Below are 24603 nucleotides of genomic sequence, written 5' to 3'. Positions count from 1 at the left end.
CTATAACAACAAGTTCAAAGCTGCTAATGAAATTTACCAAAATATTTCATCGCAGCCAGCGCTTTCTTGAATCGTAAAACCCAGGTGCTACAGTGGCATGAGTGCTCTTTGGCACTTGGGACAAACAGCATGAATTGTTAATTGGCAATCCAAGAGGTGAAAACCTTCTTTTTGTGCAGTTTTCGATCCAATTTTTAAAATCGAGTCGTTCTTGAACTCAATTGTCGTGTTGCATCTGACACAAATCAAGTGATGGTGGTGATGGGGATAGGGCTGATTAAGTTCGTAGTGTTTATGCCCTTCTCCTAGTTCTAACTCTCGTAAGATTCCCATTCGCGCCATCAACTTGAGAGTGCGATAAATCGTCGATAGGCTAATTCCCTCGTGTTCGGCTGATAGCCTTTCGTAAAGATCTTCAGCACTGAGGTGTTCTCCTTGCGGCAGTTCTTGAAAAATGTGTAGAATGACTTCGCGCTGGGGTGTTAAACGCCAACCACGTTCATTTAGTTCTGCCTTTAGCGAGGCTGCTGTATAAGCTGTCATCTAATTTTTCTCAACAAAGTCCATTAGTTGCGAATATAGCAAAAATTTGGACTAATTTGCAATAATCAAAGATTCTTGAGAAGAGTTATTAAATATTAAAGGTAAATTTTGAAACTTTAACCAGTAAGTAAAAAAATAAGCGCTCGCCCATCCTAGCCTGTATAAATGTTTTCAAAGGCGAATCGAAAGATTGTTATGCTATTAGATGAAAATAACTTCCCATAAGTTAGTGAAAAGTTTTGGGAACGAGGATAAAATCGGTCAATAGCCTAAACTCAAAAGTCTTTTAGAACAGGCATCTTGTCTTGTGTGTAGAATGTATAAGTTTTTTTACCGAAAAACTATTTAGAAGTGATAAGTTAGGGCGTATATTTATGTATAAGTGGTGAGCAAGTCCTGCACCAATGTCTCCGGACAAAGGTATCTGCTGTTTAAAACAGGCTCGTTATAAAGAAGATACCAATAAGTCCTATGTCCAGATAACACGCTACTTTGAACGCGCCTGTTCGTGACTTTACGGAGACGGCACAGCGGTGCCGTAAGAATACGGCGGATGAAAACGGAATCAGGAACTTACTCTCATCAAAGATTTAGTGCTCACTAAGACAGTGATCAGTTCAAGTTCTTACTAATTGGATTGAGAATTCGGAATTCGGAATTCCGAATTCTTCTTTTTGAGTAGTAATCATTGACTATTGACTATCGACTAACTAGCTCAAAGACTCCAAGTAGTCGCGGATAAGATTGCGCCGCTTTGGTTGGCGCAGCTTTTGCAACGCTTTGGACTCGATTTGTCGTACACGTTCCCGTGATAAATCTAGAGCACGTCCAATTTCTGCTAAGGAGTAAGGATGACCATCTGCCAAACCAAACCGCATTAAAATTACATCACGCTCCCGGCTTGTTAAATCTGACAGAAGATTTTGCAAGTCTTTTTGTAAAGACTCTCGCATTAATGTCTCTTCTGGAGTGATATTATCAGTTTCGAGTAGTTCTCCTAACTCTGTGTCTTTGTCCTTACCAACTTTTGTCTCTAGAGAAACAGAACGAGGAACTCGCAAAAGAACTTCCCGCACTTGTGTAGGAGTCATGTCTAGCTCTTGAGCAAGATCTTCCAAAGTTGGAGTGCGACCTTTTTCTTGTGCGATTTTACGCTGAGCTTTTTTAATTTTGTTCAGCTTTTCTGTAATGTGGACAGGTAGGCGGATGGTGCGGCTAGAAGTTGCGATCGCCCTTGTGATTCCTTGACGAATCCACCAATAAGCATAGGTGCTAAAACGATAACCCTTGGTTGGATCAAATTTCTCAACTGCTCGTTCTAAACCAAGAGTCCCTTCTTGGACTAAATCCAACAATTCCAAACCGCGATTTTGATATTTCTTAGCAACGGAGACAACAAGGCGAAGATTTGCCTTAATCATGTGTTCTTTTGCCTGGAGTCCACTGCTTTGAATTTTCTCCAGTTCTTCCACAGTCATTTTGGCTATTTCAGCCCAACGCCGTTTTCCTAGTCCTATAATCTGCTTAAGCTCCAACAGACTTACACCAGCAGCACCCGCCCAACGTTCAAGAGAAGGACGATGTCCTAATGCAGATGCCAAACGCTCTTGAGCTTCAATCAGTCGAAGATATGGTGCAATCACCTCATCTCCTTGTTCCGCAGCTTTAGACAGAAGTATTCGCATCCGCAAATAGCGCTGGACTTTTTGCGCTTCTGAAACTTCTTCATCCCGTCCTAGTAATCGAACTCGACCAATTTCTTGAAGATATAGACGTACTAGATCTGTGCTGCGGCGGTTAAGATTTGCACCTAGGCTCGCAGAGTCAACAGAAGTTATCTCCAAATCTTCAAGTTCATCAATCGGTAACTCAGTTTCGTCAACCGTGATATCTGGGTCAAAGACTGGATCAGATTGTTTGTTATTGAAAGCGGCATCTGCGTAAAAAGATGTTGCTGGCATAAAGATTTGTCTCAATGGCTCCAGGTAACAATAGATTACGGTCAGCTAATTAACTGTTGCTATTGTTCCCGTGATTCTTGAAGAACTAACACGGTTTCGGGTTCCATTTAGGGTTTTTTTTCAAAAACCCTTTACTGGTTTTTTTGACACAATGCCCCCGAAGGCTCGGTTGCAGTAGCTTTCCCATGAACCAATAGCTATTTAAATTTCCTACGGGGCGTTAAATTGCAAATGACCTGATGAAAATTTGAACCTTCACATAATTTTAACTGTAGTTTATGCTGTAAAGTATAAATACATACTCGTGAAAAATTCTCTTCTTTATATGCATAGTCCTATCTACATGAGTCCCTAGGTGCTTTCCTGATAATTTACGAATTTTCCTTCAAAAATGATTAGTTATATTATGTGAACAGTCAGGGAGTTATTTTTCCCTGTGCTCGTGTGTTTCCCCTCGTGTGTTTCCCCTGCATTCCTACTCTGGCTTTATATCTCGCAGCATCAGTTCTAAAAGTGCTTGTCGGGGTGTGACTTCACCTTGGAGTAAACGATGAACTTGCTCGGTAATTGGCATGGGAATATTTTGCTGCTTGGATAGCTGCACCAAAACCTGAGTGGTGTTGACTCCCTCAGCAGTTCCTTCTATATGAGCGAGAATTTCGGCTAGTGTTTGACCAACAGCCAACTGGTAGCCAACTTGATAGTTACGACTCAAGGGACTGTTACAGGTTGCTAACAGATCACCCAAGCCAGACAAACCGTAAAATGTTTCTAATTTTGCACCCCAATGGACACCAATACGAACCATTTCTGTTAATCCACGGGTGAGTAAAGCTGCTTTGGCGTTGGTTCCCAAGTGCAAGCCATCACAGACACCAGCGGCGATCGCCATCACATTTTTTAGTGTGCCACCCAGCTCTACTCCCAAGATATCATAATTGGTGTAAACGCGAAAACGATCTGAAGAAAACACTACTTGCACGAATTCTGCTGCAGCCATAACACTGCTTGCAACAACTGTTGCAGCTGGTAATTCCTGTTGTATTTCTTTAGATAAATTGGGACCTGAGAGAACAACTACTGCGTGGTTGGGGAAAGTTTCTTGCCAAATTTGTGATGGTGTACAAGTCGTTTGGGGGTCTAAGCCCTTTGTCGCTGTGACAAAAATTGTCTCTGGGGAAACAGGTAAAGACTGTAATTGAGAAGTTACAGATCTCACACCCTTCATAGAAACAGCAGAAAGGACAATATCAGCACCCTGTACAACCTCCGCCAGCGTTTGAGAACCCTGACGCGACCACATGCTCACTTTATGTGAATTCGTCTTTGCAAGAGTTGCAAGAGCCGTCCCCCAAGCACCTGCACCCAGAATTGCTACTGATTTTGGCATTAGTCATTAGTCATTAGTCATTGGTCATTGGTCATTAGTCATTAGTCATTGGTCATTAGTCATTAAATAACTACGAATGACAAAGGACAAAGACTCCTAATTTATCACTTTTTGCCGGGGGTAACGTTCCATCAATCCCCTCACTTCCTCAGCATGATATGAACTTCTTGTCAAGGGTGAGGAAACAACTTGTAAAAATCCGAGTTCTTCACCGAAAGCTTTCCAAGCAGCAAATTGCTCTGGGGTGATAAAATCATCAACTTTCAAATGCTTTTGGCTGGGTTGGAGGTATTGCCCAATAGTTAAAATGTCGCAATCTACAGCTCGTAAATCCCGCATGACTTGGCGAACTTCCTCATTCGTTTCACCAAGTCCCACCATAATACCGGATTTGGTGTAAATCCAAGGAGCAATTTGACGGGAACGTTGGAATAATTCCATTGTCCGCTCATACTTTCCTTGCGGGCGCACCCGTCGATATAAACGAGGAACAGTTTCTGTGTTGTGGTTGAGAACTTCTGGTTGTGCTTGGAGAATCAACTCCAGCGCCTCCCAATGACCACACAAATCGGGAATCAGTACCTCAATTGTTGTGTGGGGAGAAATAGTACGAACAGCTTCAACACATCTGACAAACTGCGAAGCCCCACCATCTGGCAAATCATCTCGGTTGACAGACGTGATGACCACATGATTGAGTTTCAGGCGGCGTACTGCTTCAGCCAGTCGTGCTGGTTCCGTGGGGTCTAGGGCTTTGGGTTTTTTTTCAAAGTCAATATCGCAGTAGGGACACGCTCGCGTGCAAGCTGGTCCCATAATGAGGAATGTAGCGGTTCCAGCTTTGAAGCACTCACCAATATTTGGACAGGACGCTTCCTCACAAACCGTATTGAGGGTTAAATCCCGCAAAATTTCTTTAACGTTACCAACACGCTCCCATTGAGGCGCTTTTACCCGCAACCAGTCTGGTTTAACAGTCACAATCCGTTTCTACCACTGAATTTGTACATTGTAAATCCTAGCAAGCTTCATCGACTGGTGGATGAATTTGCATACCACTTTCTCATTTATCAATATTTGTGATATTATATATATACTTTTGTGTTCATTAAATTTGCACACAGCTAAAGGCTAAAAGACTAGCTATAACTGGTCTTATTCATTTTTTGAACTTTGAATTTTGAATTTTGAATTTCTTCTTGTGTCGGGATGTAGCGCAGCTTGGTAGCGCACTTCGTTCGGGACGAAGGGGCCGCTGGTTCGAATCCAGTCATCCCGATTTGTTTTGTTGATTAACCAATTAAGTGTCGTCTTAACAAATTAATGTCGCCGACTTCTTTGTATGGAGCATGATTTTCAATACTGAGATGATCACTATTTCAAGTGTATGCTCGTTGGAATCATCCCGAACGAATGACATTGCCTGTGTGCGTCCATAAGTGACGCAAACTGTAGCTTTGGAAGAGGCGATTAGAGAGCAGAAAAGCACAAACATGAACTATCCCATCTCTATGAAGCCAAAATCAAGAATATGGGTAACGTGGGGCGCAATGGGGGTGAGTGTTACACGCCGCGTCCGTTGATTAGGGCGGTGATTCAGGTGGTGAAGCCGAAGATTGGCGATCGCATTTATGATGGTGCTTGTGGTTGTGCAGGATTTTTGTGGCAGAATTTCCCGATTAAGACTGGGGAAACAGCGTTTTTGTATTTCCTGTGGGTTTGCAACTCGTCCGCTATACGAGTGAGGAACGTCTCAACGAGATTATTCATTACCACGAAGAATGAGGTGTGTTTATTGGCAATCTCCACACGTATATTATTGAAGATAGCGGTAGAAAGGTGATTGATCCTGAGCAGTTGAAGTTTAAGGAAATGGTTGACCCCTATAAGTTGATGAATCCTGGTAAAAGTAAGGTGCTGAAATTTAAAATCGCTAATGATTCACATTGACGGTTCTTACGGTGAAGGCGGCGGACAAATTCTCCGAACCTCACTGAGTCTAGCTGCTATTACTGGCAACTCAATAGGGATAGAGAACATCCGAGCTGGACGTTCAAAACCCGGACTCGCAGCACAACATCTGACATCAGTTCGTGCGGCTGCAGCAATTTGTAACGCTAGAGTGCAAGGTGATGCTTTGGGTTCGATGACGCTGGAGTTTGTTCCTGGTAGTTCCGTACAAGCGGGAAGTTATACTTTTGATGTGAGTGAAGCGCGCCAAGGTGGTTCTGCTGGTGCAGTCACTCTGGTGTTACAAACTATTCTTTTACCTTTGGTGTTAGCAACTGGTGATTCTCAGGTGACACTCAAGGGGGGAACTCATGTCAGTTATAGTCCTTCCGTAAATTACATTCAACAAGTTTACCTGCCAACATTGCAACGCATGGGTGTGCAAGTTGAAGTGAAACTGAACGCTTGGGGGTGGTATCCCCAAGGCGGGGGAGAAGTGGAACTACTTGTGAGTGGTGGTAGCAAACTTGAAGGTATTCACTTGGTGGAACGCGGCGACTTGCAACAGGTGCGGGGGTTAGCAGTTGTCACGGAACTACCTTCCCACATTCCCCAAAGAATCGCGAGTCGTGCTGAAAATGTATTGCGTGAAGCCCAATTGAAACCCGGTGTACAAGCTTTGCGAGCAAAAGGTGTCGCACCAGGGGCGGGTTTGTTTCTCACCGCTGAGTACGAAAATAGTTTAGCTGGATTTGGTGCGTTAGGGCGTCTCGGTTTGCCTGCAGAAAAAGTAGCAAATATGGCTTGCGAGAAACTGCTGGAGTTTCATCAAACAGGCGCACCTGTGGATGAACATTTGGGAGATCAATTATTATTGCCAGCAGCTTTGGCGTCAACTGGGAGTGAGTACCGAGTGGCTGAGGTGAGTCAGCATTTGACGACGAATGCTTGGGTGATTGAGAAATTTGGATTGGCGCGGGTGATGGTGGATGAGGTGGAGAAGATGGTGGTGGTGGAGTGTTAACTATAGCGGTTCTCATTTGTATGAAGTACATTTTTTAACCTCACCACGCCAGGTGCCTCAAGTCGGGGGACCCGGACGCCAGATACCTACGGAGGGAGACCCTCCTGCAGTACTGGCTCCCCACGGCACTGGCTCCCCAACCCCTCTCCTTAGTAAGGAGAGGGGAGCGTTTGCGCCAGCAAATGCGGGGTGAGGTGACGACTGTATTACACTGAAGTGAGAACCGCTATAATTATTAACAGGACTTACGCAACGCAAAGAATTTCCGTAGCGTGCGCTTGCGCATACGATGTCGCTCCCAATGACAGAATTACGTTGAAATGCGTAAGTTATATTTATGTATTTTTTTACTTACGTAAAAGTGCTGAAAATTTTAAGAGCAATCTGTGCGAAAGCTAAACCTTATTCTGTGAAGTATTAAAAGACTATGTTTGAAATAATTAAGTACTGAAGTCAATGTCGTCTACCAAAGCTATTAAAGTCTTTTATTGTTGCTCTGATTCTGACAAAGACGAAAAACTACGGAATGAACTAGAAAAGCACCTGATGATTTTGGAGTGGCAGGGCATAATCACGACATGGGACAAGCGCATGATTCGTGCAGGAGAAGAATGGGAGAATGAAATATACACACAGTTAATGACAGCCGATATAATTCTGCCGCTGATTAGTTCGGACTTTATAGCTTCGCATGATAACTGGAACATTTTGGCAAAGCTGGCTATGGAAAGGCATAAAGCTCGACAAGCCTGTGTTATCCCTATTCGACTCCGTCCAGTTGATAATTATTGGAAGGTTGCATTCCCTAACGTCAAAGCCTTACCTAACGATGACAGATCTGTTACTGATTGGAAGCCTTATGATAGAGCTTTTAAGAGTATTGCAGAAGATATTCGGAAGGTAGTTGAGCAACGAACTGGTTCTCGGTTTCCTATTCAAAACTCTCTTCAGGAAATTGGAGCAGGTGTAATACCTATTGCAAGGATTTTTTTAAACTTGACAAGTGCGACTGTAAATCTGGCAACTGCAACTTTTTCTTCCTTCCCTAGGAAAGCCAAGTATCGTAGGCGGAATAGGGCAAAACTGATACTGATTGCTAAGCCTATTATCTTTATAGCAATTGCAAGCGTTTTTCTTCCTCAACTACCTAATTTATTAGGAATTTTTTCATTAGAATCTAATTCAACTCTAAACTCAACACAACAAGTTACTCCAATTGGCTGGACAGAGATTGGTCTAGTTAATAATACCTCAAAGGGTTTAATTTTTGGAGATGACCTGCTTCAAACTGCAGATAATCAGATAATTGATAACCTTTTGGTTCCAGCACCAGGAGGAGTAGTTACTATTAAACGCAAGGTGGATTTAAGAGAAAAAAAATCCTCGTCATCATCACTGCTATATGAGCTTCAGCCGGGAGAAAAGTTAAAGATCATCAAACTAGACCTTTTAGAGGAGACTAGTCCGAATTCACCTCACAGGCAAGTTTGGGCACAAGTTGGTAGGTGTAATCAAACTTGTCATTAGTAAAGATTCCAAATCGCCACCCACGCCCAAATCACGCAAGGTGAAAATCATTATTTGTAATTAATGATTCATAATTCGTAATTCTTTTCAAATGCAATTACGAATTATGAATTATTAAATTACGCCTCATCAACAGAGCGCGGCTTTTTCCCATCCAGTAAGGCACTCACAGTCATATCTCCCATAACATTGATCACAGTACGACAGCGATCCAAAAACCAATCCACTGTGATCAACAAAGCAATATACTGTGTGGGCAAGCCAACGGAAGTAAACACCAGTGTCATCGTGACTAACCCAGCTTCTGGGATACCCGCTGCACCCACTGACGCAAAAATCGACGTCAGAATGACAACAAACTGCTGCCCAATATTCAGATGTAGCCCAAGTACTTGGGAGATAAACAACGCAGATGTTGCCTCATAAAGCGCTGTGCCATCATTGTTGAAATTTGAGCCAACTAACGCCCCCAAAGAAGCAGAGGATTCTCGTAAACCAATTTTGTGCTGCAAAGCCTCAAAGGTAATAGGCATTGTCGCCACAGAGGAGTCAGTTGAGAAAGCTGTTAAAAAGGCATCAGAACCGCCACGCAAAAAGTTTATTGGGTTCACCCAAGAACCAAATTTCACTCTCGTCAGGTAGTAGCAAGCTTGCAACGTCAACCCCACCAGTACCGCTATCACAAACGCGCCCAGAGATTTAAACGGTTCAAAACCTTTTTCAGCAACAGTTTTACCTACAATTCCAAAAACTGCTAATGGCACCAAGGCAATCACCCAGTGGAGGATGCGGATGATAGACTCAAACAAAATGCCAACTATATCCTCTATCGCCTGGTATCCTCTCTTACCTTGGGCAAGTTGTTCTGATTTTATTGCCCGCAAAACGATCGCAAACGAAAGAGCAATAACAATAAGCTGGATAACATTATTATTAACCAAAGGCTGAAGGACTGCTTCTGGTACAGCATCTTTCAACAGTCCCCAGGGATCAAAATTTTTCGTGGCTGTTTGTCCACTTCCCGAAGCAGTCAAACTTCCCCATGTACCAGGACGCAGGACATTTGCCACAAAAAGCCCAATCACAATCGCGACTGTCGTGTTAGTAAACAGCAGCACCGCTAAACGCCGTCCCGCTGTGCCGGGAATATTGGTTGTCAAGAAGGTATGCAATACTGCCATCAAAATCAACGGCGTCGCAAGGGCGCGGAGAGCCTTTAATATCAATTCAGCCGGAATTGCTAAAGTTTCTATGAAGGTTTTATTTGCTGGGCTGGGGTTTCCTGCACCCAATCCAACACCCAACACAACTGCCACAATAAGCGCGATGACAATTTGTAAAGTCAGGGGAATACGTTTCCACCAGGGGCGAGGTTTAGCTTCAAGGTTGTCGATGCTGTCTGTTTCGTTCATGCAGGGCGCTCAGTAAGCAATGCAATGATTAAAACATCACTTTGAATATTAAAGATTCCGGATAAGATGATCATTCAGGCAACGAAAGACCATAAATTTCTGACGAGTGATAGGCAAATCTTACCCCCATCCCTTCTTTTTGGCAATGATAGCTTGGGGCGGACTTGCTATGCGGTGAGCAGCTCCGACACGAAGATATCCTCGATCTTGAAGAGGCGATTGGTGATGCCCTGCTCGAAGTGGTAGCGAAGCACAGCATCAATAGCTTTCCGGTTCGCCTCGATCCCGTATGGCCACCAGTCTTCACCGAGCACTCCACGATCTTCTGTGATGAGTTTGCTGAACCACGGGAACATCGTGCCCATGTTGTTGAAGATCATGCCGTGCTTGTACTCTTCCTCCGCAGCCTTCTTGGCCTCCCAGAAGCCCCTATACACTGACTGCGCCAATCCGGGATGCTGCGCGAGAATGTCCTTGCGGATGACAACGGTGTGCATGATCGGGAAAATGCCCGTGCGCTTGTAATACTCGCGCTCCACCGTTGGGTAGTCAGGAAAGAGGTGCGTCACTTTGGGTGAGTTCTCAAGGATGCACTTCGGCACATCCGCTGAAATCAGCGCATCGAGTTCGCCGGCTTCAAGCATGGCACCCAACTCTTTGCCCTTTGGAATGTCTGTCACCTGAACATTTACCGGATGCGTATGCGGAACGAAGTCGATTGGCTTCAACGGCCAGTCGAGTCCGCCGATAACCCAGCGGCACGTCTCGGGTTTGAACCCGTGCTCATCCGACAGCATTCCCTTCGGCATGATGCCTGCATCGTGGCTGTAGAGAGCGAGTTCGCCGATGGTTTTACCGTTAAGGTCTTCAGGCCTCTCGATACCGCTCGCCTTGTTGATGTAAATCGCGGAATGCCGAAACGCTCGATTGGGAAAGACGGGAATCGCAACGAATGGCGACTCTGGGCCCTCAAATGTGCGCAGGAAGTACGTCATGCCCAATTCGGAGACATCGAATTTCCGTTCCCCAATCATGCCTTGGAAGATTTCTGTCACGATCGGGGCGCTGTGATACGTGGCATCGACACCCTCGATTTTCACCGTGCCATCTGCCAGAGCACGGGTGCGGTCATAGTTCCAAAATGCAATGTCAAGCTTTAGATCTGCCATACAGTTCTCCTCTCGTCTGTTGGTTGTGTTGCAGTGACTTCGCTTCAAAGAGAACGACTGCACCACGATTGAAAGCAAATGACCGATTTTTTACGAATCAATAACCCCTAAGCGCCAAAAGGTGTAGCTTTGTAGTCGATCGCTTGATCTACGCCCAGAGATTTAACAAATTCTATATTCGCAGCTGAGGTCGTTCCAATCACGTGTGCCCCTTTCCATTTGGCAAACTGCACCGCGAACATGCCCACTCCGCCCGATGCCGCATGAATCAGAATCGTTCGTAGTACATGAAACCGAGGTTTTGAACAAATTCAAACGCGAATGAATCATCTTTGAATACAACCTTCATATGCCCTCCTTACGTGTGCGATAGCCCGGTCAGGCCATGGTTGGGTTGATGACACTCCTTGGAAGTGCCATAACCCCCTCGACTCCACCCATTTTCATGAAGCAACGGTGGCGACTCCGTCGATTAGGTCGCAGACAAACTGTTTTATGGTGCGTGGCTCCCGACCTAATATACTTCGCAGGACAAATGAATTTCCCGGAGATCCATACTTTCCGTAGTACGCGTACATTTCGCTTTCCGGTTCTATGTCGTCGGGCTTTGGTTTGGTCAACTCAACCCATTCCTCAAATGTTACAGTGTCAGCCTTGATCTGACGCCCAAGACAATCGCTCATTATCGATGCCACATCTTGTCGGTTGTAATATCCTTCCGCACAAAGTTCAAATGTCCCGTTTGTAAGACGGTCCTCGGTCAAGGCGATTGCGACGACATCCGCTACGTCTCGATAGTCAACCCGCGCGAGCTTTGCAGTAGGGGAGAACGGCTCGGCAAAAATGCCAGATTGTATAATACTAGGCCATGATAGGCTGATGTCTTGATAGAACATAGCTAGTTGCAAAATTACAAATTCTAGACCGGACTCAATAATTGCAGCCTCAACAGGACCTTTTGCGGAGTGTATCTGCAATGAGGTAATTGTTGGGTGCAGAATTGACGAAAAAACGATGCGGTGCACGCCAGCCTCTTTGCATAATTTTACAAAATTTACTCCGATGTCAGCTTCATTTCGACTAAACTGGGGTGCAATGTAGAAAACCGCTTCCGTTCCACGCAACGCGGTCTGCACGCTTTGGCTGTCTTGGAGATCTCCTAATGCGATTTCGGAAGCTCCATTGCGAAGTGCCACCTCTCCTTGGTCTGTTGTCCGGACAAAACCGCGAACACGGATACCTCGTTTATGCAGTGCAGGAACGGTAAGCCCAGCAAAATGCCCTGCAGCTCCCACCACAAGGGCGATCTTGTCTGTATTAAAATTCATTGTCTTGCCTCATAAAAGCGAACAGTGGTACCACGGCATTTTACAAGCAGTGTTTGAGCGACGACTTGCCCTATAGCTCAGACACCTTCTAATGGGTCTAGCTGCAAAGCGATCGCTTTGGTTGTCACTTTCGGGTTGAGAAATATCAATAGTCCCCTAAATCACAAATCAGTGCGGCTCAATATGTAGTCGAGGGGCTATTCCTGGATTGACCAATTCTGCCACCTCTTCTTTTGATAATTTGCTCAACTCAGCCTGCAATTCTTCAGCCGTGAAGAGATAGCCTTGTGCTTCTGCAAGGTTGACGCAGGTTTGTATATCGCCTGCAGCTTGACACTGTGTCTTTAACGCTTGATTTTGTCTAATAGCTGCAAAAAATTGGTTGATCGGTGCTTGAGCCATGTTAATTTATCTCCTTGTGAATTGATGCAGTAGCTTTATGGCATGTTGTTCGCTTCGTTGTTTTTCATGATTGGTTTGTATAAGTGTTTGCTTAGCAAGTTTCTGCTCAACGGAACGTATTACGGATTAGTCTTGCTCTTTAGGAAGGTAGCTATCATGCCCAAAGCCGCCTCCGCTGCGTTCAGTGTTCCGACGTTCCCCGGAAAGACGTGCGTCATTCCCTCCCACACGTGAGCCGTCACATCGACCTCCTCGGCATGGGCACGCTTGGCATAGCGGCGCGTGTCATCGAGAAGCACCTCACTCGTTCCGACGTGAATTTGAATCGAAGGCAGGTCAGTGAAACTGCCGTAAAGCGGCGAGACCAGAGGATCGTTTGGCTCGTGCCCGTTCAGGTAGCTCGCGCTAGCCATTGACAGCACCTCTCTCGTCAACAGTGGATCGTCGTCTGCGTGATCCTGTAAACTCAGTCCTGTCAAAGCCAGGTCTGTCCAGGGCGACATCACAACGGCAGCGGAAGGAGCGACGCTACCGCGTGCAAGAGCATCGGATTGTGCGATCGCCAGCAGGACGAGAGCCAAACCACCACCCGCTGAGTCACCGACGATCGCGATCTTCTGGGTGCCCTGTTTGACGAGTCCGCGATAAGCCGCCTTCGCATCGTCCAAGGCGGCTGGGAAGGGGTGTTCTGGCGCGAGTCTGTAGTCCGCGACGAACGTGGATACGCTCGTGCGCACAGCGACCTGACCGGCGAGATGCCGATAGGCGTGTGCCGAACCTTGCACATAGGCTCCTCCGTGAAGATAGAGGATGGCGACGCCCGGACGTGGGTTCTGCGGGTGGCACCAAACGCCTGGCACACCCCCGACTGTACCCTGCTCGTAGCTGACACCCGACGCGTCCGGGGTTTTCTCCTGGATCTCGTCGAAGGCACCGCGAGCATCCGATCCCCTCAACTTGCCTTTGGAGGAAGCAGCCTCCGTCCGCATCACGGCGACGGTCTCGCCATCCTTTTCGGTGAGCGGATGGCGGATCTCGACTGCATCAGCATTGTTGTGTTTAAGCTTCTTACTGTCGGACTGCATCGTTTCTCTCCATTGCTTGGCAACAATTGCTTCATGGCGTTGCTGATTTGGTAATGATCTAGCTATCTCAAAGGCAGATTCCTTCGTGGAAAAAGCATTACTTTTCAGCAACAACTTGCTTCATAAGTATCCATAACGACCAGATTGTCAGTTCAAAGCATTTGCACACCACCACTGACAGGCAAATAAGCCCCGGTGATAAAGTTTGCTTGCTCAGAGGCTAATAACAGGATTGCGCTGGCAATATCTTCCGGCAGTCCGTTGCGTCGGAGGGGAACCTGTTGGGCAGAAGCGTCTTTCTGCTCCTGCGGTAGCCATTGCGTGGCATCCGTTAGGGTCAAGCCAGGAGAGACGATATTAGCCCGAATACCATAGGGACCGAGTTCTAACGCCAAGCTTTTGACAAACGCATCAAGTCCAGATTTTGCTGTGCTGTGGGCAGACAGCCCTTCACTGGGGGTTCGAGATGCGCCACTGCTAACGACAACAATGCAACCGCGTTTTTGTTCAATCATTGATGGAACAACTGCTTTGCAAGGAAAAAAAGTACCTTTGAGTTCACCGAGCAATTTGGCTTCAAAATCTTCCCAGGGAGTATCGATAAACGAGGATGCAAAAAAGGCAGCATTGGCGTTAGCTACGAGGGTATCAATCGAACCAAATGCCTCTACAACCTGTTGCACCATTGCTTCAACCTGCTGGTGATCTCTGACATCCGCTTTGACTGGCAGTGCTTTGCCCCCGCTTGATGTAATTTCATCCACGACTTCCTGAGCGGCTACTTCGTTGGTGTAGTAGTTAACTCCAACAGCAGCCCCGTGACGACCGAGCAGCTTAGCGGTTGCAGCACCAATCCCACGACTGGCACCTGTAACGAGAACGACGCGATCGCGCATTAGTTGGTTGGTTTGAGGTTGTGTTGTAGCCATCAGGTTTTAACTCTTCTATGTGACACTTAGTGAGTTTTCAGTCAGATAAATGTAACCTTGATCAGGACTTCTTCGCAAATGCTGGATACGGCGCGAGCGGTAAGATCTGGTAGTCAGCGTAATCAACCTTAATCAGTGGAAAACTATCGATCATCTTTTGCAGATGCTCCGGTGACTCCGCTTCAAAGAGAACGGCTGCGCCGCGGTTTTTCGTGTCCAGCGCCCACACTTGACGGAGACCTCCCTCCGCGTAAAGGACTTGCGCTTGCGCCTGCTCTTCGAGTTCCCGTTTCTGGAAGTCAGAGGGCATTCCATCAGTCTCGAATTTCTGTTTGGGCGTGAAGATAACAAGATATTGCATAGGACACTTCTGTTTAGCTTAGTTGGTTGTGAAAACCGGACAAAAAAGGAGGCATACCGCAAATTTTATTAGCGGGATAGTTTCAGACATCAACTCATGCGAAAATACAGTCCTAGGATGCTTTGTGGGCTCAGCGCGTTAGTTTTCGTTCCGCTACTACCACATCCCCTAAGAGCAGTTGCTTAAAGCAAACTTTTTGTTACGCTTCAGTCAGAAAGTGGCACAGTCCCTGTGTTGTGGAAAGCGGTAATCTGCCAGGTGTTCTCCTTGCGGGTTGTTACGGCTGTCCAGACACCTATATTTTCTATTCGATGTACTTCATCAGGACTCTTCTGTCCAGTAGTTTCCCAAGTGGTATGTGCGACTGCCACATCCGGGGTCAGGAATTTAATTTGGGTGTCAGTAATAGTCATCTGGTTATCGCTTAAGAACGACGCCAGCGCCTGCGCGTGTCCTTGTTTCGCCTCGGTTCGCCCTTTATACCAACGACCTAGGACGTCCACGAAATCGATATCCTCGGCAAACAACGTCGCCAAGTGCTCCGCATCTTTAGCGTTCCACGCCTCGGCAAACGTTGTCATCACTGCTTTGATTGCCGCTTCATCCTTTGCACTGGTTTCTGTTGTAGACATAATGATTCTCCTAACTAACTTAGCTATTTGCGATCGTCACGGCTTGATGGAGGTATTCGTTACTGGAAAGCTGGGCAAGCATGAAGTCAGCCAGATCGGCACGGGTAATCTTATGCGCCTTCTCGCCCGTTTCGGGATCGAAGACTCGAACGTTCCCCTTGGCGGGGTCGTCGGTGAGGATGGCTGGGCGAAGAATCACCCAGTCCAGACCGCTCGATTCGACAGCAGACTCCATTGCCGCTTTGTCCTTGTCCGCACCGCGCAAAAAGGTGGAAACAAGTAAGCGCTCATAAAAGGTGGTATTCGCCTCACTATCCCCTTCGCTAATCATGGAAGTTACCACCAGACGGCGTACATCGTTTCGCTGCATGGCAGTGATGATTGTGTTGGCGGCACTCGATTCGAGCGTGGTTTCCTTGTAAGGTGTTTTGCCGCCGATCGTGTCAAGCACCGCGTCTTGACCGAGAACTGCTGCGTCCATTGTGGCACTGTCGGTAGCATCCCCTTCGATGACGCGAACATCCGAGACTTCGTATTCGTCAGCTTTGTGAACGAAGGCCGTGACCTGGTGTCCAGCGGACACAGCCTGTTCGACTACAGCTCTACCGGTCTTGCCGGCGGCTCCTATGACGAGGACTTTCATAGTTCAATGCTCCTATGTAATGCTGAGTGGGTTTTCCGGTCAGAGAAATGCGACCTTGATCAGGACTTCTCTGCGAATGCTGGATCTGGCGCGAGCGGGAAGACCTGGGTGTTAGAGTAGTCAGCTTTGATCAGTGGAAAGCTGGCGATGATCTCTTGCAGATGCTCTGGTGACTCCGCTTCAAAGAGAACGGCTGCACCGTGGTCTCTCTCGCCCAGCACCCACGATTGACGCAGAAGTCCTTCCATGTAGAGATCTTTCGCTCGCGCCTCTTCCCCGCGTAACAATTGCGGGAAGTCAGAGGGCATTTCAGCGCTTCCAATTTTTTGTTTCGGTGTGAAGATCACAAGATATTGCATATGAGACCTCTATTTAGCTTACTTAAAGACTCTGATCCAATCGGAAGTCAAAAGGGTAACACGAACGGTGTTTTTCAAACGGGCTTTCATTTCGGTGGCAACTGAGTGTGCGCTGGGATGCTCAAAACAATGTGAACCCACCGTAGTATTTTTCGTTCAAGGCTTGATTTCACAAAGTACGATTGCTTCAATTTAAAGTTTCCTCTGTATTTAACATCTCCCAGTATGATTAATCAACTTATACAGATAAAGGTAGTTTTTATGAATTGATTGTTTGTAATATTGAACAATGGCAGAGTGCAGATACTCTCATCGGAGTTAGTGCAGGTTATGGACGATTTAAATGCTGTTTTAGTATTTCTCAAAGTCGCGGAACTGGGAGGATTTGTCGCAGCCGCGCGATCGCTAGACTTGCCTAAATCTACCGTCAGTCTGAAAGTCAATAAGCTAGAGCAACGGCTAGGAGTCCGATTATTTCATCGCACGACGCGGCGGGTTTCTTTAACTGAAGAAGGACGACTGTATTACAAAAACTGTTTACCTATTCTCGATGCGTTACATGATGGTGATGATGCGATCGCGAGCCTCCAGGGGCATCCGCAAGGCACTGTGCGAGTGACAGCCACCATGTTGTTTGTGCAGTCTGTTCTCGCACCCAATTTGCCGGAGTTTCTGCTGATCTACCCTGATATTCGAGTGATTCTCAATGCCACGACTGAATACAAGGATATTGTGAAGGAAGGGTATGATCTAGCGATTCGGATTGGGGAATTGGACGATTCAACCCTGATCATGCGACGGATTAGCACAGGTCGTCAGAAACTCTTTGCCAGCGCAACCTATCTCAAAACCGCTGGCGAACCAAGAGCAATTGCTGATTTGACCAGTCATACGCTGCTTTATATGGCTCATCATCAGAACGAAGTCACCTGGACATTGCATAATAAACAGCACGAAACAGTAACGCTCTCCTTTCATCCACGACTACTCAGCAATGACGTTGCCCCCATTTATCAAGCAATCGTTGCTGGAGTAGGGATTGGGCTGCTACCGGAATTTCTGTTTCAGCAGCAGTTACACGGTGGGGATATAGTAAACGTCTTACCCCAGTGGTCATCAGCTCCGGTCCCGATTAACGGACTTTACCCCAGTCGAAAATATCTCCCAATGAAAGTCAAAGTCTTTCTAGAGTTTCTTGAGCAAAAGATGCGCTAAAACTTACATATCGAGAGCGGGTGACGCTGCACAAAGCAGCGCTGGGAGAGAAGGTTCCCCCGATTTGTAACGTGGACGTCCCTGATTCTGTCGAATCTTGTGGGCGGGAGCTTACGATTTAGCTAGAGTTGGATTGGGATTGCTCAAGCATCATCAAGCTGGTTGATTCTGGCAGCTAGAGTTAGTAAATATACTGACCAATTCATTGAAGAATTGATAGTCAACACAGAAGGGAAAACCAAATTAAGAAAAAGCTCCTGCTTTGATACAGGAGCTTTTCAAGTAAGTGATTGTCAGTGATAAAACAAATCTGTTAGTCGAGTTCGTTCATGAACAATACTGGCTCAGTTTCGCGGTTAATTCCCTTCTCAAAACCACCAGCTGCTGCACGAGCACGACCAGCGTGCCACCAGTGACCGATGAGGAAGAAGAAAGCTAACACGAAGTGAGAAGTCGCCAACCAAGCACGGGGATTCACGTAGTTGAAGGAGTTAGGCTCCGTGATCACGCCACCCACAGAGTTGATTGAACCGTTGGGAGCATGGGTCATGTACTCAGACGCACGACGAATTTGCCAAGGCTGAACGTCGTTCTTTACTTTATCCAAGTCAAGACCATTGGGACCGCGCAGCGGCTCCAGCCAAGGACCACGGAAATCCCAGAAGCGCATGGTTTCACCACCAAAGATGATTTCACCACTGGGGGAGCGCATGAGGTATTTACCTAGACCAGTTGGACCTTGAGCAGAAGCGACGTTAGCTCCCAGTTTTTGGTCACGCACTAAGAAGATGAAAGACTGAGCTTGAGATGCTTCAGCGTTTGTTGGTCCGTAAAATTCACTGGGGTAAACAGTGTTGTTGAACCAGACGAAGCAAGAAGCAATGAAAGCCATCAGAGATACAGCAGCTATGCTGTAGGAGAGGTAAGCCTCACCTGACCAGATTAAAGCGCGGCGTGCCCAACCAAAAGGCTTGGTAAGGATGTGGAAAATACCGCCAGAAATACAGATCAGAGCAACCCAAATGTGACCGCCAATAACATCTTCCATGTTATCGACGCCGACGAGCCAGCCTTCTCCGCCGAATGGAGAAGTCACCAAATACCCGAAGATGACCGCCGGGTTCAGTGTTGGGTTGCTGATGACGCGAACATCACCACCGCCAGGTGCCCAAGTATCGTAGACACCACCAAAGAACATTGCCTTCAGCACCAACAGTAAGGCACCGCATCCCAAAATGATGAGGTGGAAACCGATGATGGTGGTCATTTTGTTCTTATCTTTCCAGTCGTAACCAAAGAATGAGGAATACTCTTCTAAGGTTTCTGGACCGCGGATGGCGTGATAAATACCGCCGAAACCGAGTACAGCTGAGGAGATAAGGTGGAGTACACCGATCACAAAGTAGGGATAGGTGTTAATAATTTCACCACCAGGACCTACACCCCATCCCAAGGTAGCAAGGTGAGGTATCAGGATGCTGCCTTGCTCATATATGGGTTTTTCGGGAATGAAGTGAGCGACTTCAAACAAAGTCATCGCTCCGGCCCAAAATACAATCAAGCCAGCATGAGCAACGTGAGCACCCAGTAGTTTACCGGATAGGTTAATCAGACGGGCATTACCAGCCCACCAAGCAAACCCGGTGGAATCTTGGTCACGACCACCACCGAAAGCGATTGATCTATTATTAGAGAGCGTTACCACGTGGTAGTACCTCTTCAGGGAATACAAATTTTTCGTGAGGTTGATCAGCAGGAGCCATCCAAGCGCGGATACCCTCGTTGAGCAAAATGTTCTTGGTATAGAAAGTTTCAAACTCTGGGTCTTCTGCCGCGCGCAATTCTTGCGACACGAAGTCATAAGCCCGCAGGTTGAGTGCTAAACCTACAATTCCTACTGCGCTCATCCACAAGCCTGTGACGGGCACAAACAGCATGAAGAAGTGCAACCAACGCTTGTTGGAGAAAGCAATTCCAAATATCTGTGACCAGAATCTGTTTGCTGTCACCATCGAGTAAGTTTCTTCAGATTGCGTAGGAGTAAACGCGGGGAACGTGTTTGATCCTTCACCGTCTTCAAACAAGGTGTTTTCTACTGTTGCACCGTGGATCGCACAAAGCAGCGCTCCACCTAGTACTCCAGCTACTCCCATCATGTGGAAGGGGTTAAGTGTCCAGTTATGGAATCCTTGCAAGAACAGCAGGAAGCGGAAGATTGCTGCCACACCGAAGCTGGGTGCAAAGAACCAACTTGATTGTCCCAAGGGGTACATCAAAAACACACTCACGAACACTGCGATTGGAGCAGAGAATGCGATCGCATTGTAAGGACGAATTCCCACCAACCGAGCGATTTCAAATTGCCGCAGCATGAAACCAATCAGCGCAAATGCTCCGTGCAGTGCTACGAATGGCCACAGCCCTCCCAGTTGGAACCAACGGGTCAGGTCGCCTTGTGCTTCTGGTCCCCACAGCAGTAGTAACGAGTGTCCCATTGCGTCTGCTGGGGTCGATACTGCTACTGTCAGGAAGTTACATCCTTCTAAGTAGGATGATGCTATCCCGTGGGTGTACCAAGAGGTGACAAAAGTTGTACCGGTTAGCCAGCCGCCTAATGCTAGGAAGGCGCAGGGGAACAGTAGTATTCCTGACCAACCTACGAATACGAAACGGTCTCGCTTTAACCAGTCGTCGAGAACGTCAAACCACCCTCGTTTTGACGGGGCGCGTCCTACTGCGATGGTCATCGGACTAAAATCCTCTTTTTACTAAAATTGCAACTTTTTTTGAGCAATTAACTTTTTTGTGACACTGACAGCAGCCATAGAGCTACTGACATTATGAGAGTATGTGGTATTAAGTCAGCATTTCTCACTTTTATATGTGTCACAAGAGTTTCCACCAGTTGGTTGTCCAGCTTGCGCAAACTTAATGATTCTTAATTTATCATATCAGCCCGCCTTTGTGCCTGATTTGCATGAAGAAATCTGGTATAAAGCACGAACCTACTTATTAATATCAATATCAGAAATTTTACAATCTGACACAACTTTTCTCAGAAAAGTTACAAATTTAAAGTTCTCAGCAATGAGTAGTCAGACCCTCGTGCCGGCTAGAAGCGCTCTATGGCGCTCTGCCGGCATAGGTCTTCCCCGGAGGATCTCAGGGGGATAGGCAACAATCTAGTTAAGAGTCTAATAAACAGGAATTAGGGTGGAAATGTAAGGCTAAAGCCTACATTGGAACATCCTTTAAGAATCCCCGTGCATTTGTGCGCGGGAGTACGTCAAAGGCATAGGACATACCCGAAGGTGAGTAATCCGCTAAACTTGCAATACACCTGCTCTAATGGCAGACTTTGTAATGAGAAGATCTCACGCACCAAGGTAGTTCTAATGACGGCATCAACAACCACCACACGAGGTGAATCGCCTAACGGCGATAAATCTACTTCAAATGTCCTACATCAGAAGGTTCTCGGTTCTCGTCGGTTCAGTAACTACTGGTGGGCAACTGTCGTTTCCTTAGGAGCCACGGGCTTCCTGCTCGCTGGTATTTCCAGCTATCTCAAAATTAATTTACTTATAGTTTCCGACCCGACTCAGTTGGCATTCGTTCCACAAGGGTTGGTTATGGGATTGTATGGTGCTGCTGGCTCACTCCTAGCCTTATACTTATGGCTGACGGTTTTATGGAACGTGGGAGGCGGATACAACGAGTTTAACCGAGAAAATGGCACCATTACAATTTTCCGCTTGGGATATCCAGGAAAAAACCGTCGTATTCAAATTGACTGCAGTACAGAAGATGTGCAATCTGTGCGAATTCAGGTCAAAGAAGGTCTTAACCCTCGTCGCGAACTTTACCTGCGCGTTAAAGGTCGGCGAGACATTCCTTTAACACGGGTAGGTCAACCTTTGTCTTTGCAACAGTTGGAAATTCAAGGTGCTCAGTTGGCTCGCTTTTTGAGTGTGCCCCTAGAAGGACTTTAGAGGCTAAGATACAGTGGTTGTGTCTGTAACTGGCAATGCGGTTAAAAATTCCCCAATTTTTAGTGGTTCTCATTATTATCGGTACGTTGATATTGGGGAGCTGTTCCACACAGCAAAGTGTTTCTAATTCCTCCCCAACATCCGCAGCTACTGAAGCAAGCAACAACTCAAGCGCTGAGACAACCACCAATACGGCAACCACAGAGGCAATTTCTGTATCTGAAAATACAAACGAGAGTATTCCTGGAATGAAAGATTTACCACGACTCGAAGGAAAAGCAACGGTGGTTATGACCGTCAAAGGTTCACCTATTACCATTGAAGTAGACGGAACTGATGCCCCAATCACCGCAGGTAACTTTGTTGATTTAGTCCAGAGGGGCGTGTACGATGGCTTAGTTTTCCATAGAGTTGTACGCCAACCCCAACCCTTTGTGGTTCAAGGAGGCGATCCTCAAAGTAAAGATCCAAAAGTACCAGCAAGTCGGTTGGGAACAGGAAGTTTTACTGACCCAAAAACTGGAAAAATTCGCTACATACCCCTAGAAATTAAGCCCAAAGGCTCTGATCAGCCAATTTACAGCAAAACACTCAAAACGGCTGGTATAGATAAGCCGCCAGTATTACAGCACAAGCAAGGTGCAGTCGCAATGGCGCGATCGCAAATGCCAGATTCTGCTTCCTCACAGTTTTACTTCGCTTTGGCTGATTTAGGTTTCCTAGATGGTGACTATGCTGTTTTTGGCAATGTGACCAATGGTATGGATGTTGTTAACAAGATTCAGCAGGGCGATCGCATTGACTCTGCCAAAGTCACCAAAGGTGCAGAGAATCTGAAAAACGCTGGACAGTAGAAAGTAGAAATAAGGGAGTGAGGGAATAAAGGAGTGAGGAAAGAAACTCTGTTGTTAGGAGAAATAAGAACTAATAAACATTAGCTCTTGTTCTTCCTTTCTCCTTAACCCCCTACTCCTCTGCCTTTTTCCCTTCTCTGGGACTTCCAAAAATGGTCGCAGTTGTTGTCACTGGTATTGGTTTAGTCTCCGCTTTAGGCAAGAATTTAGAGGACAATTGGCAAAAGCTAATCGCAGGTGAATCTGGAATAAGATCGCATCAACCATTTCCAGAATTGGAACCGCGTCCCTTAGCAATGATTTTCGAACAACCAGCACAGATAAAAGTCCTGACTCAGTTGGTTGTAACATCTGCTTTGAAAGATGCAGGACTATGCTCACCTTTGCCAGATTGTGGAGTTGTGATTGGTTCGAGTCGCAGCTATCAGGGATTATGGGAGCAGATGGCGCGACAAATGCTCAAAAGCCGGGGAGCAGGTGAGACAGCACTGCGGGAGGGTTTCCAACGCTCTTATCCTCTGTCGGGAGACCCTCATCAAGTACTGGCTCCTCCGCAGGCGACTGCGTTAGCGCAGCGTGACCGGAGGTCATCCCCGAAGGGGAGAAAAACAGAGCAAGAGCTAATCTCGATTAGTTCTTCTTCCCCCCAGCACCCCGCTCCCTGCTCCCCCTCTTTTTTAGAGGCTTGGTTGGATACTTTGCCTCATATGAATGCTATTGCAGCAGCACGGCAAATCGGTGCTTGCGGAGTTGTTTTGGCACCAATGGCGGCTTGTGCTACTGGAATTTGGGCGATCGCACAAGCCGCTGATCTGATCCAAACTGGGCAATGTCAGCGAGTGATTGCTGGTGCAGTTGATTCCCCGATTACACCCCTTACTATAGCTGGGTTTGAGCAAATGGGAGCCTTGGCGAAAACAGGAGCTTATCCTTTCGATGTTCGTCGGGAAGGCTTAGTTTTGGCGGAAGGAGGTGCAGTCTTTGTTTTAGAATCAGCAGAATTAGCACAGCAGCGTCAAGCAAAAGTGTATGGACAAATTCTTGGTTTTGGCTTGACAGCAGACGCATATCATGCAAACGTACCAGAACCAGAAGCTAGGAGTGCGATCGCTGCAGTCAAACAATGTCTAAATCGCAGTTACCTGAGTGCAAATGATATTGATTATATTCATGCTCATGGTACAGCTACGCAATTAAATGACTCTTTAGAAAGCTTGTTGATACAAAAATTATTTTCTCAAGGCGTGGCAGTCAGTTCTACAAAAGGAGCTACAGGTCATACATTAGGAGCATCTGGAGCTTTGGGGATCGCTTTTTCACTAATGGCGTTGAAGCAACAGATATTACCACCATGTGTTGGTTTGAAATACCCGGAATTTGATTTTAATTTGGTGAGGGAGTCGCGTAAAAGTAAAATTCAGCGCGTATTATGTTTTAGCTTTGGGTTTGGAGGACAGAATGCAGTCATAGCTTTGAGTAAGTATCCTTAAAACTCAAAATTCGCCTAGTCGTTACACAGAAAAACTTTCTTTATCATACATTTTTCTTATTTATACGTTTATTTATTGTTAACTTATATTTTATATAGTATCTGTCAAAAGATAGATTCTATATAATTTTCTCTAGTGAGAGTATAATTTTAGAATTTGTTAAGCTAAAACGTATTTAAACTGCACAATCACTTGTTGATTGTTGTTGAACGCCAGTCGCCTCAAGTCGCAAAGCTCGCCGGACGGAATCTTCCGCCCGGCAACGCCAGACGCCTCAACGGGGGGAACCCCCGCACGGTGAGACAGCGCTGCAGGAGGGTCTCCCTCCGTAGGCGAC

The 24603-nt window shown here is 46.5% G+C and carries 23 protein-coding genes, 1 tRNA gene and 2 pseudogenes; 9 read left to right on the top strand and 17 right to left on the bottom strand.

The window, feature by feature from the left end; all coding sequences use genetic code 11:
• Nucleotides 1–87: 87 nt before the first annotated feature.
• From AC5590_RS15760 to lipA, 4 genes are all read right to left on the bottom strand, one after another.
• Nucleotides 88–543, bottom strand: a complete 456-nt coding sequence (locus AC5590_RS15760) for a Fur family transcriptional regulator (protein WP_169264526.1) — start codon at nucleotides 541–543, stop codon at nucleotides 88–90.
• Between the two features lie 710 nt (nucleotides 544–1253).
• Nucleotides 1254–2504 carry an RNA polymerase sigma factor SigC gene (gene sigC, locus AC5590_RS15755; RefSeq protein ID WP_169264525.1) on the bottom strand — a complete coding sequence of 417 codons (1251 nt, stop codon included), beginning with the start codon at nucleotides 2502–2504 and terminating at the stop codon, nucleotides 1254–1256.
• A gap of 475 nt (nucleotides 2505–2979) precedes the next feature.
• Complete coding sequence (locus AC5590_RS15750) at nucleotides 2980–3894, bottom strand: NAD(P)H-dependent glycerol-3-phosphate dehydrogenase (RefSeq protein WP_169264524.1); 915 nt, start codon at nucleotides 3892–3894, stop codon at nucleotides 2980–2982.
• Between the two features lie 96 nt (nucleotides 3895–3990).
• On the bottom strand, nucleotides 3991–4875 hold the full coding sequence (lipA, locus tag AC5590_RS15745; RefSeq protein ID WP_169264523.1) for a lipoyl synthase: 885 nt from the start codon (nucleotides 4873–4875) through the stop codon (nucleotides 3991–3993).
• 224 nt (nucleotides 4876–5099) lie between these two features.
• Between lipA and AC5590_RS15740 the strand changes: the two genes are divergently transcribed.
• From AC5590_RS15740 to AC5590_RS15720, 5 genes and pseudogenes are all read left to right on the top strand, one after another.
• Nucleotides 5100–5173: transfer RNA gene (locus AC5590_RS15740), tRNA-Pro, on the top strand.
• A 219-nt stretch (nucleotides 5174–5392) separates the two neighbouring features.
• Nucleotides 5393–5557 (top strand): annotated as a pseudogene (locus tag AC5590_RS15735) (N-6 DNA methylase); the annotation flags it as partial.
• A gap of 47 nt (nucleotides 5558–5604) precedes the next feature.
• Nucleotides 5605–5844, top strand: a pseudogene (locus AC5590_RS15730) (FAD-binding protein); the annotation flags it as partial.
• Entirely contained in the window at nucleotides 5831–6868 is a 1038-nt protein-coding gene (rtcA, locus tag AC5590_RS15725; RefSeq protein WP_169264522.1) for an RNA 3'-terminal phosphate cyclase, read from the top strand. The pseudogene AC5590_RS15730 and the gene rtcA, both read left to right, overlap by 14 nt.
• A gap of 456 nt (nucleotides 6869–7324) precedes the next feature.
• Nucleotides 7325–8395 carry a toll/interleukin-1 receptor domain-containing protein gene (locus tag AC5590_RS15720; protein ID WP_169264521.1) on the top strand — a complete coding sequence of 357 codons (1071 nt, stop codon included), beginning with the start codon at nucleotides 7325–7327 and terminating at the stop codon, nucleotides 8393–8395.
• Nucleotides 8396–8514: 119 nt separating this feature from the next.
• On the opposite strand, the gene AC5590_RS15715 is transcribed toward AC5590_RS15720, so the two are convergent.
• The 11 genes from AC5590_RS15715 to AC5590_RS15665 form a co-directional block, all read right to left on the bottom strand.
• Nucleotides 8515–9807: a dicarboxylate/amino acid:cation symporter gene (locus AC5590_RS15715; protein ID WP_169264520.1), complete on the bottom strand. Its 1293-nt coding sequence runs from the start codon at nucleotides 9805–9807 to the stop codon at nucleotides 8515–8517.
• Between the two features lie 167 nt (nucleotides 9808–9974).
• Entirely contained in the window at nucleotides 9975–10976 is a 1002-nt protein-coding gene (locus tag AC5590_RS15710) for a substrate-binding domain-containing protein (protein WP_169264519.1), read from the bottom strand.
• A gap of 107 nt (nucleotides 10977–11083) precedes the next feature.
• Nucleotides 11084–11218 carry a zinc-binding dehydrogenase gene (locus tag AC5590_RS15705; RefSeq protein ID WP_169264518.1) on the bottom strand — a complete coding sequence of 45 codons (135 nt, stop codon included), beginning with the start codon at nucleotides 11216–11218 and terminating at the stop codon, nucleotides 11084–11086.
• A gap of 201 nt (nucleotides 11219–11419) precedes the next feature.
• Nucleotides 11420–12304: an NmrA family NAD(P)-binding protein gene (locus AC5590_RS15700; protein WP_169264517.1), complete on the bottom strand. Its 885-nt coding sequence runs from the start codon at nucleotides 12302–12304 to the stop codon at nucleotides 11420–11422.
• A gap of 168 nt (nucleotides 12305–12472) precedes the next feature.
• Nucleotides 12473–12706, bottom strand: coding sequence for a Nif11-like leader peptide family natural product precursor (locus AC5590_RS15695; protein WP_169264516.1), 234 nt, complete (start codon nucleotides 12704–12706; stop codon nucleotides 12473–12475).
• A 119-nt stretch (nucleotides 12707–12825) separates the two neighbouring features.
• The gene (locus AC5590_RS15690; RefSeq protein ID WP_211178387.1) at nucleotides 12826–13902 is read right to left on the bottom strand and encodes an alpha/beta hydrolase; all 1077 of its coding nucleotides are present in this window, start codon (nucleotides 13900–13902) and stop codon (nucleotides 12826–12828) included.
• Nucleotides 13903–13943: 41 nt separating this feature from the next.
• Nucleotides 13944–14720: an SDR family NAD(P)-dependent oxidoreductase gene (locus AC5590_RS15685; RefSeq protein WP_169264515.1), complete on the bottom strand. Its 777-nt coding sequence runs from the start codon at nucleotides 14718–14720 to the stop codon at nucleotides 13944–13946.
• A gap of 61 nt (nucleotides 14721–14781) precedes the next feature.
• Complete coding sequence (locus AC5590_RS15680; protein WP_169264514.1) at nucleotides 14782–15081, bottom strand: muconolactone Delta-isomerase family protein; 300 nt, start codon at nucleotides 15079–15081, stop codon at nucleotides 14782–14784.
• A gap of 206 nt (nucleotides 15082–15287) precedes the next feature.
• Nucleotides 15288–15713, bottom strand: a complete 426-nt coding sequence (locus tag AC5590_RS15675; RefSeq protein WP_169264513.1) for an SgcJ/EcaC family oxidoreductase — start codon at nucleotides 15711–15713, stop codon at nucleotides 15288–15290.
• A gap of 19 nt (nucleotides 15714–15732) precedes the next feature.
• The gene (locus AC5590_RS15670) at nucleotides 15733–16356 is read right to left on the bottom strand and encodes an NAD(P)-dependent oxidoreductase (RefSeq protein WP_169264512.1); all 624 of its coding nucleotides are present in this window, start codon (nucleotides 16354–16356) and stop codon (nucleotides 15733–15735) included.
• Between the two features lie 59 nt (nucleotides 16357–16415).
• Entirely contained in the window at nucleotides 16416–16715 is a 300-nt protein-coding gene (locus AC5590_RS15665; protein WP_169264511.1) for a muconolactone Delta-isomerase family protein, read from the bottom strand.
• Between the two features lie 282 nt (nucleotides 16716–16997).
• Here AC5590_RS15665 and AC5590_RS15660 point away from each other — a divergent pair, with 282 nt between their 5' ends.
• Nucleotides 16998–17930 (top strand): LysR family transcriptional regulator, encoded by a 933-nt coding sequence (locus AC5590_RS15660; protein WP_169264510.1) that lies wholly within the window; start codon nucleotides 16998–17000, stop codon nucleotides 17928–17930.
• 313 nt (nucleotides 17931–18243) lie between these two features.
• On the opposite strand, the gene psbC is transcribed toward AC5590_RS15660, so the two are convergent.
• Both psbC and psbD read right to left on the bottom strand, forming a co-directional pair.
• Complete coding sequence (gene psbC / locus AC5590_RS15655; RefSeq protein ID WP_169264509.1) at nucleotides 18244–19635, bottom strand: photosystem II reaction center protein CP43; 1392 nt, start codon at nucleotides 19633–19635, stop codon at nucleotides 18244–18246.
• Complete coding sequence (gene psbD, locus AC5590_RS15650; RefSeq protein ID WP_169264508.1) at nucleotides 19619–20677, bottom strand: photosystem II D2 protein (photosystem q(a) protein); 1059 nt, start codon at nucleotides 20675–20677, stop codon at nucleotides 19619–19621. The genes psbC and psbD overlap by 17 nt, the downstream gene beginning before the upstream one ends.
• A gap of 648 nt (nucleotides 20678–21325) precedes the next feature.
• Here psbD and AC5590_RS15645 point away from each other — a divergent pair.
• The 3 genes from AC5590_RS15645 to AC5590_RS15635 all read left to right on the top strand — a co-directional run bounded on the left by AC5590_RS15645 (nucleotide 21326) and on the right by AC5590_RS15635 (nucleotide 24266).
• Complete coding sequence (locus tag AC5590_RS15645) at nucleotides 21326–21922, top strand: photosystem I assembly protein Ycf4 (protein WP_169264507.1); 597 nt, start codon at nucleotides 21326–21328, stop codon at nucleotides 21920–21922.
• Between the two features lie 35 nt (nucleotides 21923–21957).
• Nucleotides 21958–22776, top strand: a complete 819-nt coding sequence (locus AC5590_RS15640; protein WP_169264506.1) for a peptidylprolyl isomerase — start codon at nucleotides 21958–21960, stop codon at nucleotides 22774–22776.
• Between the two features lie 152 nt (nucleotides 22777–22928).
• On the top strand, nucleotides 22929–24266 hold the full coding sequence (locus AC5590_RS15635; RefSeq protein ID WP_169264505.1) for a beta-ketoacyl-ACP synthase: 1338 nt from the start codon (nucleotides 22929–22931) through the stop codon (nucleotides 24264–24266).
• Nucleotides 24267–24603: the final 337 nt, after the last annotated feature.

This window comes from Brasilonema octagenarum UFV-OR1, assembly GCF_963888615.1.
GTDB lineage: Bacteria > Cyanobacteriota > Cyanobacteriia > Cyanobacteriales > Nostocaceae > Brasilonema > Brasilonema sennae.
The sequence above is the reverse complement of the archived record's forward strand: the minus strand, read 5'-3'. Positions and strand labels throughout refer to the sequence as shown.

Coding starts and splice junctions, on each gene's coding strand:
- AC5590_RS15695 (WP_169264516.1), bottom strand. CDS start 12,706: ATGGCTCAAGCACCGATCAACCAATTTTTTGCAGCTATTAGACAAAAT.
- AC5590_RS15665 (WP_169264511.1), bottom strand. CDS start 16,715: ATGCAATATCTTGTGATCTTCACACCGAAACAAAAAATTGGAAGCGCT.
- AC5590_RS15685 (WP_169264515.1), bottom strand. CDS start 14,720: ATGGCTACAACACAACCTCAAACCAACCAACTAATGCGCGATCGCGTC.
- sigC (WP_169264525.1), bottom strand. CDS start 2,504: ATGCCAGCAACATCTTTTTACGCAGATGCCGCTTTCAATAACAAACAA.
- AC5590_RS15680 (WP_169264514.1), bottom strand. CDS start 15,081: ATGCAATATCTTGTTATCTTCACGCCCAAACAGAAATTCGAGACTGAT.
- rtcA (WP_169264522.1), top strand. CDS start 5,831: ATGATTCACATTGACGGTTCTTACGGTGAAGGCGGCGGACAAATTCTC.
- psbD (WP_169264508.1), bottom strand. CDS start 20,677: ATGACCATCGCAGTAGGACGCGCCCCGTCAAAACGAGGGTGGTTTGAC.
- AC5590_RS15750 (WP_169264524.1), bottom strand. CDS start 3,894: ATGCCAAAATCAGTAGCAATTCTGGGTGCAGGTGCTTGGGGGACGGCT.
- AC5590_RS15670 (WP_169264512.1), bottom strand. CDS start 16,356: ATGAAAGTCCTCGTCATAGGAGCCGCCGGCAAGACCGGTAGAGCTGTA.
- AC5590_RS15710 (WP_169264519.1), bottom strand. CDS start 10,976: ATGGCAGATCTAAAGCTTGACATTGCATTTTGGAACTATGACCGCACC.
- AC5590_RS15645 (WP_169264507.1), top strand. CDS start 21,326: ATGACGGCATCAACAACCACCACACGAGGTGAATCGCCTAACGGCGAT.
- AC5590_RS15760 (WP_169264526.1), bottom strand. CDS start 543: ATGACAGCTTATACAGCAGCCTCGCTAAAGGCAGAACTAAATGAACGT.
- AC5590_RS15705 (WP_169264518.1), bottom strand. CDS start 11,218: ATGTTCGCGGTGCAGTTTGCCAAATGGAAAGGGGCACACGTGATTGGA.
- AC5590_RS15715 (WP_169264520.1), bottom strand. CDS start 9,807: ATGAACGAAACAGACAGCATCGACAACCTTGAAGCTAAACCTCGCCCC.
- AC5590_RS15635 (WP_169264505.1), top strand. CDS start 22,929: ATGGTCGCAGTTGTTGTCACTGGTATTGGTTTAGTCTCCGCTTTAGGC.
- AC5590_RS15700 (WP_169264517.1), bottom strand. CDS start 12,304: ATGAATTTTAATACAGACAAGATCGCCCTTGTGGTGGGAGCTGCAGGG.
- AC5590_RS15675 (WP_169264513.1), bottom strand. CDS start 15,713: ATGTCTACAACAGAAACCAGTGCAAAGGATGAAGCGGCAATCAAAGCA.
- AC5590_RS15720 (WP_169264521.1), top strand. CDS start 7,325: ATGTCGTCTACCAAAGCTATTAAAGTCTTTTATTGTTGCTCTGATTCT.
- AC5590_RS15640 (WP_169264506.1), top strand. CDS start 21,958: ATGCGGTTAAAAATTCCCCAATTTTTAGTGGTTCTCATTATTATCGGT.